Annotated in this window: 16 protein-coding genes; 2 read left to right on the forward strand and 14 right to left on the reverse strand. The window is 49.9% G+C overall.

Annotated features, from left to right (window positions below; translation table 11 throughout):
- Positions 1 to 203 precede the first annotated feature (203 nt).
- Positions 204 to 1,535, reverse strand: coding sequence for an ABC transporter substrate-binding protein (locus L1F29_RS18990; RefSeq protein WP_258383629.1), 1,332 nt, complete (start codon positions 1,533 to 1,535; stop codon positions 204 to 206).
- A gap of 382 nt (positions 1,536 to 1,917) precedes the next feature.
- On the reverse strand, positions 1,918 to 2,424 hold the full coding sequence (locus tag L1F29_RS18995; protein ID WP_258383630.1) for a DnaJ family domain-containing protein: 507 nt from the start codon (positions 2,422 to 2,424) through the stop codon (positions 1,918 to 1,920).
- Between the two features lie 285 nt (positions 2,425 to 2,709).
- Between L1F29_RS18995 and L1F29_RS19000 the strand changes: the two genes are divergently transcribed.
- The gene (locus L1F29_RS19000) at positions 2,710 to 3,132 is read left to right on the forward strand and encodes a cupin domain-containing protein (protein ID WP_258383631.1); all 423 of its coding nucleotides are present in this window, start codon (positions 2,710 to 2,712) and stop codon (positions 3,130 to 3,132) included.
- A gap of 9 nt (positions 3,133 to 3,141) precedes the next feature.
- Here the strand turns inward: L1F29_RS19000 and L1F29_RS19005 are convergent, their stop codons facing one another.
- From L1F29_RS19005 to L1F29_RS19055, 11 genes are all read right to left on the reverse strand, one after another.
- Positions 3,142 to 3,669, reverse strand: coding sequence for a hypothetical protein (locus L1F29_RS19005; RefSeq protein WP_258383632.1), 528 nt, complete (start codon positions 3,667 to 3,669; stop codon positions 3,142 to 3,144).
- 197 nt (positions 3,670 to 3,866) lie between these two features.
- Positions 3,867 to 4,577 carry a Crp/Fnr family transcriptional regulator gene (locus tag L1F29_RS19010; RefSeq protein WP_258383633.1) on the reverse strand — a complete coding sequence of 237 codons (711 nt, stop codon included), beginning with the start codon at positions 4,575 to 4,577 and terminating at the stop codon, positions 3,867 to 3,869.
- Positions 4,578 to 4,719: 142 nt separating this feature from the next.
- Positions 4,720 to 5,373 (reverse strand): molybdenum cofactor guanylyltransferase, encoded by a 654-nt coding sequence (gene mobA / locus L1F29_RS19015; RefSeq protein ID WP_258383634.1) that lies wholly within the window; start codon positions 5,371 to 5,373, stop codon positions 4,720 to 4,722.
- Positions 5,374 to 5,567: 194 nt separating this feature from the next.
- Positions 5,568 to 6,137, reverse strand: a complete 570-nt coding sequence (locus L1F29_RS19020; RefSeq protein WP_258383635.1) for a hemerythrin domain-containing protein — start codon at positions 6,135 to 6,137, stop codon at positions 5,568 to 5,570.
- Positions 6,138 to 6,219: 82 nt separating this feature from the next.
- Positions 6,220 to 7,338 carry a PAS domain-containing sensor histidine kinase gene (locus L1F29_RS19025; RefSeq protein WP_258383636.1) on the reverse strand — a complete coding sequence of 373 codons (1,119 nt, stop codon included), beginning with the start codon at positions 7,336 to 7,338 and terminating at the stop codon, positions 6,220 to 6,222.
- Positions 7,331 to 7,984, reverse strand: coding sequence for a response regulator transcription factor (locus tag L1F29_RS19030; protein ID WP_258383637.1), 654 nt, complete (start codon positions 7,982 to 7,984; stop codon positions 7,331 to 7,333). The genes L1F29_RS19025 and L1F29_RS19030 overlap by 8 nt, the downstream gene beginning before the upstream one ends.
- A gap of 43 nt (positions 7,985 to 8,027) precedes the next feature.
- Positions 8,028 to 8,504, reverse strand: a complete 477-nt coding sequence (locus L1F29_RS19035) for a hypothetical protein (RefSeq protein ID WP_258383638.1) — start codon at positions 8,502 to 8,504, stop codon at positions 8,028 to 8,030.
- 127 nt (positions 8,505 to 8,631) lie between these two features.
- On the reverse strand, positions 8,632 to 9,249 hold the full coding sequence (locus L1F29_RS19040; protein ID WP_258383639.1) for an NUDIX hydrolase: 618 nt from the start codon (positions 9,247 to 9,249) through the stop codon (positions 8,632 to 8,634).
- A gap of 159 nt (positions 9,250 to 9,408) precedes the next feature.
- Positions 9,409 to 10,329, reverse strand: a complete 921-nt coding sequence (locus L1F29_RS19045; protein ID WP_258383640.1) for an aldo/keto reductase — start codon at positions 10,327 to 10,329, stop codon at positions 9,409 to 9,411.
- A 230-nt stretch (positions 10,330 to 10,559) separates the two neighbouring features.
- The gene (locus tag L1F29_RS19050; RefSeq protein WP_258383641.1) at positions 10,560 to 10,823 is read right to left on the reverse strand and encodes a hypothetical protein; all 264 of its coding nucleotides are present in this window, start codon (positions 10,821 to 10,823) and stop codon (positions 10,560 to 10,562) included.
- Positions 10,824 to 10,983: 160 nt separating this feature from the next.
- Positions 10,984 to 11,724 (reverse strand): GTP pyrophosphokinase, encoded by a 741-nt coding sequence (locus L1F29_RS19055; RefSeq protein WP_258383642.1) that lies wholly within the window; start codon positions 11,722 to 11,724, stop codon positions 10,984 to 10,986.
- A gap of 205 nt (positions 11,725 to 11,929) precedes the next feature.
- Between L1F29_RS19055 and L1F29_RS19060 the strand changes: the two genes are divergently transcribed.
- The gene (locus L1F29_RS19060; RefSeq protein WP_258383643.1) at positions 11,930 to 12,523 is read left to right on the forward strand and encodes a YitT family protein; all 594 of its coding nucleotides are present in this window, start codon (positions 11,930 to 11,932) and stop codon (positions 12,521 to 12,523) included.
- A 49-nt stretch (positions 12,524 to 12,572) separates the two neighbouring features.
- Here L1F29_RS19060 and L1F29_RS19065 read toward each other — a convergent pair whose 3' ends face one another.
- The gene (locus L1F29_RS19065) at positions 12,573 to 13,265 is read right to left on the reverse strand and encodes a hypothetical protein (RefSeq protein ID WP_258383644.1); all 693 of its coding nucleotides are present in this window, start codon (positions 13,263 to 13,265) and stop codon (positions 12,573 to 12,575) included.
- Positions 13,266 to 13,449 lie beyond the last annotated feature (184 nt).

A 13,449-nucleotide genomic window follows, 5' to 3' on the forward strand; every position in this document is an offset into this window, starting at 1 on the left:
CTCTTATTCCATATCTTGTTATTTCCCATTATACCAAACGTCTCAACAGGCAATATGCTCAAAATTATCAAATATCGCAATCATGGAGCAGAAACAGCTGGCACTTGTTGGCCGCTCCCTTATTCAACGGAAAAACGCACCGGGCGGCACCATTGGTGCAGTCCGATGCGTCTATCTTTCTCTATCCTGTCATGAAATACGGGTTATTTCATTTCGTCTATCAGCGCTTGAATATATTTGGTCATGTGATCCAGAAAGGCTTTCGGCTCTAATTTGCCCGTATAGAAGACCTCCTGCCACTTCTCATAGAATTCCTTGGAGAAATCGACAGGCACCCAGGATTCCAGGTGGCTGCGCTTCGCATTCGTCAGAATATCATGCGTCACTTGCCACACCGGATCCTTCGCAACCTTCTCTTCCATTACCGGATTAACGACTTTACCGGACACAAAATTGGAGTTGGTTAAGGCAGCCGCCCCTTCATTGGTGGCGGTTAACCATTTCATGACGATCCAAGCGGCTTTATTTTCCTGCTTGCTTGCCACCATGTTCAATCCGGAACCGCCAAGCCATAAGGATTCTGCCGGCATCGACAGGAACGTAAGATTCGGATTTTGCGTGACCCAATCCTCCACCCATCCGGTTATCGCGATATCGACGGCGGCCTTATCGCTCAATATCCGGCTGGAGCCTTCGGGCAGGGAAGCATTCAACTTGGCCATCCTCTGGTCGTCGATATGGGTCCGCTTGAATTCCACCAGAAATTCAAGCGCTTTCACAATTATCGGGTCGTTGAAATTCACTTTCTTTGAAGCCGGGTCATAGAAGGTTTCATTCGTGGCGCCGTTGAGATAAGCATACGTCTGTAACGTATTCAAGGGCCCGAAGGTTTCGTGCGGGAGGATCGTCGTCATCACCTGCTCGCCGTTCTCTACAATCCAGAATTTCTCCAGGAAGGCTCCGAATTCGGCCAAGCTGTTCATCTGTGGAATCTCCGTTATGCCATATTGCTCTAATATCGCCTGGTTATAGACGAGGACGAAATTCGGGTCTACCTGCCAAGGAAGCCCCCATATCTTGCCGTCTGCGGTGGCATGCCGCGAGTAAGCGGGCTCATAGAACAGATCTTTATCCATCTCCGGGTCCGCTTCGATATAAGGGCTTAATTCCTTAATCAGCCCATTGGCGATCCAATTGGGCGTATTCGGACTCGATGTCACGATATCCGGCGCCTCTCCCGAGGCTACCAGCACGTTGAGGTAATCCCCTCCTTGCGATCGGATAAACTCCAGCTTGATGTTCGGATAATCCTTGTTGAAGCTTTCCACAATACGCGCATATAGCGCCTCGTCCTGCGGCCATTCGTACAAAACTTTTACCGAGCCTTCCATGTCCCTGTCACTTGCCTCTGCTTCATTGTCCCCCTTGATGTCCGGTGAATCGGTTGAATTCGTTGAATTGGAAGCGCATCCAGCTAACAGCATCATGAAGACGATCGCTGCCAGGATACGTCCCTTGTTCACTTGCTTGCTCATTCTCCTCCCTCGCTTTCGTAATTAGATTCGACGAGACGAAACATCGATCCCGTTAATTCCATTATGAGGGGGATGATATGAACGAAGTATGAATTTTCACCTAAATTGAGCGTTTCCTCGACAAAAAACATAAAGGGACTTTCTCTCCGGTGTTTACCCCAACGAGATAGTTCCTCTATGTTCGATCGAATCACGAACTATTATGCACGGTTTACATACTGTTGGTCCGCTGCACGATACAACTTGGATTGCGCGGCTGTTTTAGGATGGTTCGCGGTTATAAGCTTTAATGTGTACGGCATGAATCGCAACGATTGCATGGATTAGCCGTTGAAAGCTCACTTGACTTGGTGGCAGGCTATACTCGGTTTGAAGACTGGCTCTAGAGCCAGAGTTGAAGCTGCTGCTCCATGTTTTCCGTAGAAACTTTTCGTTTCTGCAGTACTGGGCTAGGCACCATATTATTGTACTTCATGATTTTTTTATTCAAATCATTCAGCGCTATAGCGATCTTACTCGCGTCCTTGTCGGAAGAACGGATTAGGGTGCGCAGCTGATCCCTGATTTCATGCTGCAGCGTCAGCCAATCGGGCAGTACGTTATTATGCTTAAGTATACCGCTCATGACATCGGAGGAAGATACATCCATAGGCGCTCCCTTGCCCGGTAGATGGTCGAATGCGCCTTTCTTCAGCTGTTCGTTATACATCTCCCCGATCCAATCTTGTGCCGAACCTCCGGAGTTCCAGAATTGTACGGGACTTACGGCCGGCTCATCGCTCAAAATATCCAGATTTGAAACAGGTTTATTCACGGCAGTCGTATCGTTATGTTGAATGTTCTGGATATCGCGTTGATGCTTGGTTTTCTTCTTGAACCAATGAAACATCAGCTCACCGCCTCGATAGACATATCCATTCTACAATAGCAATGACACATGAATCAGAATTGTTCATAGATCCCCCTATATTTTACTATTTATTACCATAGAGGTGATGGTTCACCTATGAAGATTCCATGAACGGGCACGGATACAATCCATTTATACCTTTGTAAGAGCTTAACGTCCGCCCGCAATCGGCAAGCCATATTCTTGTTTTTGGAAGCGTTCTTTTCCATGCGTAAATTCATATCATGTGGTAATGATTCCATTATTTCCGGAGGTGCAGTCACAATGAGTAAGCCGCGCACGTGCAGAGTTGTCCGGTCTGCGAGGAGTTATCGGGGGAAGCAAGGGTTGGATTACGGTGAGGCAATATCCAAGGAAACGGTCGGTTCCGAAGGAATCTGTATGCTTCTGCTGACGATTCCTCCCGGAAGCCGGGCGAAGGCACATATGCACGAAAATCACGAAACCGCCATCTACGTGCTGCATGGGAAATCGGCCATGTGGTATGGCGAAAATCTGAACCAGCATATGGAGGTCGAAGCCGGCGATTTCGTCTTTATACCGGCCGGCACCCCCCATTTGCCCTATAATCCGAACGATTCGGAGCCATGTACGGCAATCATCGCGCGTACGGATCCCAATGAACAAGAAAGCGTCGTGCTGCTCCCGGACCTCGACGACATCTGGAACCGCAATGAGCTGGACTGAGGCTTCGTTTCAGCGTTCTTTCCTTCGACGCATCCAGACGATCACGGCCGCAATTCCGATACAAGCACCACTTATGCTCCATAGTATTTGGAGCGTGTAATTAGAAGGCTCCGGTGTTTCGGCAGCTGGCTTTAACGTCATCTTATTCGGATCTAGAAAAGCCTGCTTATCCGCCGATACATCGACTGCGAATACGGTGGGAGAACACAGCGGAACAGTCCATTCTGATTCTTTTTTCTTCAGAAAAAACAGATATTCGCCGCCCGGCTGACTCGGTCCCGACACCGAGCCCCATGTGGCGTCCTCATTCACGGTAATGCGATCCACCTCGACCCCCTTATAGCTTTCTAGCACGTTCACATGTAGCCGGTTGACCGGACCGTCTTCCTCCACTTTCTCCACAGCGGCAAGAATAACGCCGTCATAGACGGCATACTCCTCTTCGAACGAAGCATCCCTCTTCGCGCAGTCTAGTGCGGAGGCAGAAGATGGTAACACGACAACCAACAGCAATAGTGACCATATCCATCTTTTCATGATTGCACCGCCTTTGGTACAAGAGACGACAGCATCGAAGCTATTGTTGCATCTCGGGGCACAAAAAACTTCTCCTTCGCGTAGAAAGCAAAGTTAACGCATTTTATTTAATGCAGCTAAATATTAATGTGCAAAAAGACCCTGAATCTCCGCCATGTTTGGCGCAAGGTTCAGGGTCCGCTTTCAGTCATGAGATGCTACATCCTGCATATTGCCTTCGGACAATTCTCGCAGTGACAAATGTCTCGCAAATAGTTAATATCATTAATAATCACGTAACCGTCATTATTTTCAATGACTTGATCCTTCTTCAAATCGCCCAGCATGCGATTGACGCTTTCGCGCGTTGCGCCGATCATATCCGCCATCTCGGTATTGTTCATCTTCAGCCCGATATGGATGCGGCCGTCCTTCTCCGTTCCATACGAATTGCCAAGCCGTATGAGAAGCGAACAAAGCGCCCCGGTCTTGCCGAACATCATCAGGTCACGGAATTTGGTCTGTGTCATCCGGTGCATAAGCCCCATCCACTTCATAAATTCAAGCGCCAGATCGGAATGCTGCCACAGCAGAACCTCGAGATCCTTGCGCTGAATTACGCCGATCCTGCTATTCTCGGTCACTTCGGCACTGAAATTATGTACCGAGTCTTGGAAGGGATCCATCTGTCCGACCAGATCCCCCTGCTGGTGCAGATACATCGTGAAAACTCTCCCGCTATCGGAGGTTTTCGTTGTCCGAACCCGTCCCTGAATGATAAAGAACAGCTTATCGGCAGCATCGCTTTCACGGAACAAATACGAGCCTTTCTCCATGTTTCGCGTATACATAATGCTTTTCAGCTTCTCATAGCTATCTTCTGACAGGACAGGAACGATTCCTTCCATCTTATTCATCAATGTTTCCATCCGAACATTCCCCGCTTCCGTACGATCTGATTGCTTCTATCATAACGTGCGGAGGCGGGGAATGATATCGGGGACTACACTGAAAAATCCCCTACCTACTCCCCTATTGCACAGCAAAGCCACCCCTATGCTGATCTTCCGTCTAACCCGACGTACTCCATAAGCTTTCTTCTCTCTCTGTCTGAGCATGCAAATTCGCTGCATCAAATTCCATCGTCACCCGTTCATAATCCACATAGGTATGAACCTCAGTAACGAACCGGCTGTCGATCGGTCTGCCCTGGAACAACGACTCCTCCATCTCGCACCACTGCAGCTCATTTAACAGCGATGTCATTGTTTCATATCCGGAATCCAACAATCCGCCGATGATCTCCGAGCAGCGCTTCTCATAGATGCCATGGAACGGTGTGAGACAATGCGCAACTCTTGGGATGGCGGCATCGCAGTCCTCCTTCATCGATGTCAGCATGAGCTGAGCAGCCGTAGCCGATATGTAGGGCATATGACACCCGACGACCCAGGTATGCGTATTCTTAGCAAGCGACAGGCCGGCGTGCATGCCGCTTAAGGCACCTTTGCCAGGATAATAATCTGTAATAATCCGTACTCCGCGATCGACCGACCGCATCAGCGGAAAAGGATCGTTCGTGACGATAATCAAGTCGTTGCAGCACTTTCGCATTTCGTTCAGCTGTCGTTCAAGAAACGTCTTCGAACCGAGTTTAAGCAGCGCCCGGTTCTTCCCTTCCATCCCTCGGTTATCCCCGCCTGCCAATATTACACCGGACAGCAAAGGCATCGCTCCCTTCCAAGCAGCTATTCGCCATGAACGAATCGCGGCTTATTCCTGCCTTTCTGATCCTATGGTAAGCCAGCCGGACGGGGACGGGCTATGATTTTCGTCACAAAGCTGCAACATATCTATGAGAAAGCCAGCCTGCGTCACATCCGTTCGCATAAGCTGGCCGTGTTCTTGGTTCCATACCGTCAAGAAAATAAATAATCGATATCCGTTAAAATTTCACTCATGAGCGGAAAGAGCAGCTCCTCTTCCATATGGAAGTGGCCCTTCAAGATTAAACAGCCTTGCGTCAAATGGTCCGTTGCCTGCTTCAGCTGCCCCGCCATCTGGATATCGTAACGTTCCGCCCCCCGCTTCAGCCTGCTAAGCATGGAGCCGCTGAGCTCCAGGAACGAATCGAAGAACTGCAGCGCGAGCTCATGATCCTTCTCCAGCACCCAGATGGATGGCATTATCGTAGGCTCGATCTTCTTATTGAAGTAGTTCATGACAATCGGAAACAGCTCTTGATCCTCCCACTTCGCATGACGGTCGAGCTCATCTAACAATTTGGACGAGTCGGTTCGGAGCTGGTCCAGCAATTGGAACATGCCCGCCCCCGCAGCTGCTGCGGAAGTACTCACGCTCAGCTCGTATAATGCGTCAACCTTTTTCTTCAAGCGGTCATGATCCGACTTCAATTGAATGACGAGCAGCAGGAATGCGCTTGTTCGCGCGGAATCGAGCGGTTCAAGCTCAGCTTCAATCTTCATCATCGTTACCGTCCCCCTTAAGTTTAGTCCGCAAACCTATGAGAATACTGTAAGCGATGAACGGATGAGCCTGCAGTGAAATGAATCACACCCGCTGTTTCATTATTGTGAAGGTGATAACCGTCCCCTCATCGGGTGCGGAGACAAGCTCGAATCGTCCGCCTACCACTCTTGCCCGCTCTTCCATGCTGAATAATCCGACTCCGCTGCTCCTAACCGTCGTATCGAAGCCGTTACCGCGATCGGCAATTCGCGTCACCACCTCGGTCTCCGATTCGACGATTGACACCTCCGCGTCGGAGACGTCCGCATACTTGGCGATATTCGTCAGCGCTTCTTGAATAATACGGTAGATAGCCGTCTCGGCCTGCGGCTGCAGCCGATTGCGCAGATTGCAGCTCAGCGCCACCTGTATGCCATAATGAGTGCTGAAGTTATCGATGTAAGAACGAAGCGCCGGAACAACCCCGAGATCATCCAATACCGATGGCCGCATCTGCCAGGCCAAACCCCGCACTTCCTCCATGATGGCAACGATATGGTTCCTCACCTGCCCAAGCTGCTCCGTATTCGCGTCCTTGGCGGAAGTAATACGATCCATCTGGATCAGCAGCGAGAAGAGGCTTTGTCCGATCCCGTCATGAAGCTCGCGCGAGAACCTGCGGCGTTCCTCCTCTTGAATGCGCATCACCTGCGCAACCATATGCTGCAGGTCCTCCTCGACCTTCTTCAGTCTCGTAACCTCGTTGCGGATCGCCAGAAACTGATAGGGCTGTCCAGCCTCGTCCAGAAAGGGAACAATCGTCGTATGAACCCAATAATTGCTTCCGTCCTTCGCCCGGTTCTTTATATCTCCCGTCCACACGTTACCGGAAATAATCGTCGTCCACAGACCCTTCATAAATTCCTTGCCGTGGTAGCCGGAATTAATAATGCGATGATCCTTCCCGATCAATTCCTCGCGATTGTACATGGATATCTGGCAAAATTTATCGTTCACGTAGATGATCCTGCCCTTGCGGTCCGTAACGGCCACAATGGAGGATTCATCAAGCGCATATTTCACGTCTGCCAGCTGCTTCAAGGAATCCTTCAGATCTTGGCGGAAATCGTTATCTCCGATTTGTTCTTCCAGTCGTGTAAGCAGCCCTTTGACATGCGGGCCGATTAATTCGGATTCGGTGCGGTCCCATGAATTATTCATAATTCAACAGCCCCTTTTTCACCGCGTATTTGATCAAGTCCGGCCTGGTGCGCAGCCCAAGCTTCTCCATTACATTGCTCTTATGCGTTTCGACCGTCTTCACGCTGATGAACAGCTGTTCGGCGATTTCCTTGTTCGCATAGCCCTTGGCTGTCAGCGACAAAATTTCCTTCTCCCGGGCAGTGAGCGTCTCGTAATGATCCGGGCTGTAACCCCCCTGAAGACGCTCCATGTATTCACTCATGAGCCGCTTCGTTGCTGTCGGATAGAGGTAAGCATTCCCTTCCGCCACCGTCCGGATCGCGGATACCAGCTCCTCATGAGGCGCACTCTTCAGCACATAACCGGATGCCCCGGCTTGTATCGCCCGGAACAGATATTCGTCATCGTCATGCATCGTTAAGATAAGGACGGCCGTATCCGGCAGAAGTTGATGGAGCTCCTTCGCCGCGGTCAGCCCATCCTTCCCGTGCGGCATGCTAAGGTCCATTAAAACAACATGAGGCCTTAGAGAAGTGGCGAGCCGTATCGCTTCGTCACCCTCCGAGGCCTCTCCTACGACTGTCATATCCACTTTCTCGCTTAAGAGGAGCCGCAATCCGGAACGGACCACAGCGTGATCATCGACAATAATAATTTGAATCAATGTGCTACACCCCGGTTCATTGAACGTTATTCCCATTATTATATCAATTGTTGTCGCCTGATGGGAAGTCCGCATTCAACCAGGATGAGAATGCGCTTGCATAACGCAAGCCTGTCTCGATATCGGAAGGCGCATAGTCCGCACCCGTACGCCTGCCCATTAGCAAGACGCGGGCGACGGCTGTCGAAGCGTCTGATCCTGCGACCGGGAAAGCAACGGCTTCCTGCAGCTGCTCCGCCAACATTACAGGACAATCCGGTGCGGAATTCATCCCGCTGTCCTTGCCGCGCCGCGAATGACACATGATGCCCAAACGTCGCACCATGCCTGCCAAGCCGATCCCGGCCTTAATGGTCATCTTGCCGACCCGATCATTGCGGTTACCGCTTATAACCGTCCACTTCATCGTCCCTTGAAGATTGAAAGCTTCGGCTAATGCGGCAAATTGACTTCCGGTCTCGATACGAAATTGTTCCAACAGTTCCGCCCGGGTTCGATATTCTGCAAGTGTCATGCTCATTTGTACCCGTCCCTTCGTGACACGCCACGCCCATTTCTCTTCTTCTATTGTAGCGAAGCAAGCGGCCGTTGTAAGTCGGGGAATACCCTGAAAAGCGAGTCGGGGGATCAGGCGCCCATCACGTTGGTCAGTCCAGTATAACTTCCTTGCTTGGATCATGCAGAAATTCGAACATCGTCCGAAGCTGTTTCAACGTATTTCTTTCTTGCGACAGCTCCGGCAGCTCGTTTTCGCCAAAAAAACCGACTTCGCTCGTCTCAAGCCCTTCCTTGGCAGAACCGCCAATGATTCGGCATTCGATAAAAATTTTGTAGACGTGGTACAGCTCAGGCGGATGGCCGTGCTTCTTCTTGTCCAGAACCGCCAGAAGCCGGACAGGCGCAGCTTCGAATCCGGATTCCTCCATAATCTCTTTCACGGCAACTTCAGAGGGCGAATAGCCGATATCGGCCCAGCCTCCCGGAAGTGCCCAAGCGCCGTCAATTTTCTCGCGTACCAGAAGGATTTTGTCATCTTGAAAAATAACGCCGCGAATATCAACCTTGGGTGTCGCGTATCCGCTCTCGCTCGCAAACACAAGCCCCACTTGATGCTTGTCCATCAAGGTATAGTTCGATGCGATATCGATGCTTAGCTCTCTAAGCGCTTCATAACGTTCGGCGTCATACGGATCTTTCGTATACGTGAGCCCGATTTGGGCGATGGATTGAATTTGTTTTGCCCATTCCAGCCATTTATATTCCATTACCATACCTCCTTCCGCCAAACCAAACCATACCAGACCGAACCTATGCCAATCTGTGTAGGCAGCCTGATTGACGTTCGCGATCACTTATTAGAAAAGTTATTGGCGCAGCGAAAACCCGCTCTAGCGAGCGGGTTAGTACGAGATAACTAGCCGTTCTTATCGATTCCAGGTTTGCGGATGATCGTCCTCTGTCAGTTCTGCGGCTGCAGCGTTTGCCGTCACCTGATCCGGATTTTTGCAGCCGGGAATAACGGCCGTAACCGCCGGATGCTTCAAGCACCAAGCCAGCGCCCACGAGGCCATGTCTACGCCAGCCGGCACTTCTTCCTGCTGAATGCGCTGCACCTCTCTTAGCTTGCGCTCCGTGCTCTCCTTCTCGTGGCGATGCCGGACATCGGTTGCGTCGAAGACCGCACCGGGCTTGTACTTCCCGCTCAGGTAGCCGCTGGCTAACGGTACGCGGGCGAGAACGCCCAGATCCTGCCGCTCGCAGGAAGCGAACACTTCCTCTTCGGGTACCCGGTCCAAGCGGTTATAGACGACTTGTATCGCTTGCGATCCCACTTCCGTCGATGCGTTCGTCTGATGAATATTGCCGTTGCTCCCGATGGATGTGCCCAGATGACGAATTTTCCCGGCTTGAATCTGCTTATCGAGTATCGTCCATAAGTCATCATTATCGAAAGCCGCATCCGGCCCGGAATGAAATTGATATAAGTCGATATATTCGGTCTGAAGCGCTTTTAACGACGCATCCAGCTGCTGGACGACGCTATCCGGCTTGTAATCGTCGGTTCTCGTGAAGCGTTCGTGAAAGTGATGGCCGAATTTCGTTGCGACCACCCAGTCTTCCCGGTTGCGCCGCGACAGATAGCTGCCGATAAACTTCTCCGACAAATGGTCGCCATAACACTCTGCCGTATCGATCAGATTGATACCGAGCTCGGATGCCCGGTCCAATATCGCGTCCGCTTCCTCCTGCGTAAACTGCATGCCCCACTCGCCTCCGAACTGCCAGGTACCAACCCCGATAACGGAAACGCGCAGCTCTGTTTTGCCAAGTCTGCGATATTTCATTATGAATCTCTCCCTTCATCCGTCGAATCTCGAATACAAGAAGAAGCGGCAGTCGCTGTATTAAAGCTAACGCCATTGCGAACTGAGTTCTTCCTTAGAAGTACAAGCCGAGTATCACGAAAACTTATACTTGTTTATATGATGCAAAAAGGCGGAACACCACAGAAGGCGTCCTGCCTATGTATTCGATATGAATAGTCGAAACCCTTTAATTCTGTATACCCTTCCGTTCATCGTTCAATTGCGACGACATCGAGCGCGATCCCGTCTTCCAACGCATGCAGGTCCGCATCCTCGTACAAGGACTGCTTCACATCAAAGATCGACAGCTTAGGATCAACATAGAAAGTCGTTCCTCTATACGTGCATCGATCGAAATCGAAGGTACCCGAAGTAATAATGAGTATACAATTAATAAACGAGCAGCCGATAAAATGAAAGCCGTCAAAAACAATCGTTTCATTCTCAAACACTTGATCCATTACGCGCTGCATGTAGCGTCAGCTCCCTTTTTTCAGTGAGATAAACACTATGCTACCAGATCCGATCTGCGGTGTTTGTCGCTTCATGCAAACGATAGAAGACAATTTATCGACAAGACCCCGTACCGCCTGGATAACGCGCATGGATTCGGTTCCATTCTATAAGTTAGGCTTACTTGCCGAGTATTTCGAGCAAGGCGTCCGGAAGCTTGAAGCTCTGATTGTTAATCGTAATGCTTCTGAGCTGCTCTCTCTCGAAATCCTCGTGATGCGAATCTTTGATCGTTTGAACCTCATGCATCAAACGTTCCATCTGATGATCGAGCGCATTCGCGGTATCTGCCGCACCCTTGATTTCTTCCAGCAGGCGCTGCGGGACGGATCGATTGTACTTGTAGAAAATCTTATGCTCCAGGCTTGCCCAGAAATCCATGGCGATCGTCCGGATTTGAATCTCGACACAGACATTCTCGACCCGGTCGGACAGAAATACGGGCACTTCCAGCAATAAATGCAAGCTTTTGTAGCCATTCGACTTCGGATTCTTGATATAATCCTTGACCTGGAGGATCTTCAGGTCGCTTTGCTTCTGCAGTATTTCGCTGACCCGGTAAATATCCGAGATGAAGGAGCATGTTATCCGAAGCCCTGCGATATCCTTGACATATTCCTCGATCGAATCGATCGCGATTACGCCGCCTTTGCGAAGGAGCTTCTTGATGATACTCTCAGGCGTTTTTAATCTCGTATTGGTATGCTCAATCGGGCAGTAATCGTGAAGGGATTTAAACTCCTCTTTTAAGATCTCGATCTTTGTCTCCATCTCATCCAGAGCAAATTTGTACTTCAGCATAAGACGTGTAATATCGTCACGCATTTGTTTCAATTGTTCGAATGGTTGTTGTACGCTCATCTGCATTCCCTCTCTATGTGTAAGATGCCACCTACATTATAACCAATTAATCTGGCAATTGTAAGCGAACCGCTGACCCGCGCAGCTGATTGCCGCTTCGGCCCCTCCTCCAATACCGATGAAATAATCAATTCATACTCGTCATGAATGTCCGTCGAACAAGCATATATATAGGACAGCCCATACAGGAGGCAGGTAGGTCGTTATGCTCTCGCTACCCAAAATTGCGGCTATCATCAGCGGCAGCTTCTTCATCGCCATAGCCATCAACTTTTTCTTAATGCCATTAAAAGTATTGGACGGCGGCTTGATTGGCATCGCGCTCATACTGAATTATTTGTTCAAAATAAAAGTTGGGCTCGTCATGCTTCTGATGAGCATACCGATCTTCATTCTTATATGGCGTCACCACCATAAAACGATATATGCGAGTATCATTGGATTATTATTCTCCAGTTACTTGATTGATCTGCTCGAACCGTATCAGTACTATTTCCTCTATTATATTGAATGGACGCCGATCACGAGATCGATTCTGGGAGGAGCGTTGATCGGCCTCGGACTAGGCATCATGCTGAAATACGACTGCAGCACCGGCGGCCTGGATCTGCTCGCGCATTATGTTTCACGCTTTGTTCCGATTAATATCGGTCTCATGATATTCATCATGGACGGGATCGTCGTTAGTCTAGGTGCGCTTCTGCTGCCGGATGATACCTTTATTCTGTCGTTGCTAACGGTCACCGCGGGAGGCGTGGCTACTGGATTATGTACGATGAACATGCCGGAGCACAGCTAAAGACAAACGACAAGCCCGCCATTCATGCGGGCTTGCTTGATGAGCTGGATTACGAATGCGGCTTAATGACATGTCCGGTAATGGCATGAATAAACAGATTCGTCTCCACTCCTGTTTGCCGATTTCGGACGGTTGCGGCATAAATAAGCGGAGTTCCTGGACGAGTCGGGAGATAATAGGCCTGAAGCGACAACGGCCCGGCAGCATCAGGGTCATGCCGAAGCGCATCTCTCGCTATAGCAGCCGCTTTCTTGATCGGTATGGAAGCATGCTTCCGACGATAGAAGAGCTTCTTCTCCATGTCTGCATGTACCCGGCCTTGAACGCGGCGAATCACTCCATCTTCGTCTATATCGATGGTGATGCTGTCACCCCAAACCGGCGTCTGAAACAGCATATGCTGGAGCTTGACTTGAACAAAGCCTGGATTGCTGCGGTCTACGCCCATGATCTTCATATCCCGATTAGGGAACCGAAGACCATACAGCACTTTCGTTTTATTCAAATATTTATAGGCAATCCACTCCGGCGTGTGCATTGATGGCCTCGACAGCTCGCCTGTCAAGATGGCAGGGGTGTTGGTCGTTTCATTCCAGTATATCTCTACGGGATCATGGCTCTCTTTGATCAAACTTCGCAGACTGGCACGGGCTTTGGGAGGTATATCCGCCGCATAGGCGCCCTGATGCGATAAGAGTGCAATAACGGCAGCCATTAATATCGTCTTGATTAACATTCTCACAACTACCACCTCCTTCAGCATCATTATTCACGCAAAATAATACCTGTATTCCGGGGAAGAAAAAACCTTTACCCGATCCAGTAGCCGTGGTATAATATAAGCATTACTTATAAAAGAATATAAAGATTTATTGGAGGAGCCTGCACACCGCAGGCTCCTTTTTGTCTTTTTTGGGTAAAATAAT

The sequence above is a fragment of the Paenibacillus spongiae genome, assembly GCF_024734895.1.
Taxonomy (GTDB): Bacteria; Bacillota; Bacilli; order Paenibacillales; family Paenibacillaceae; genus Paenibacillus_Z; species Paenibacillus_Z spongiae.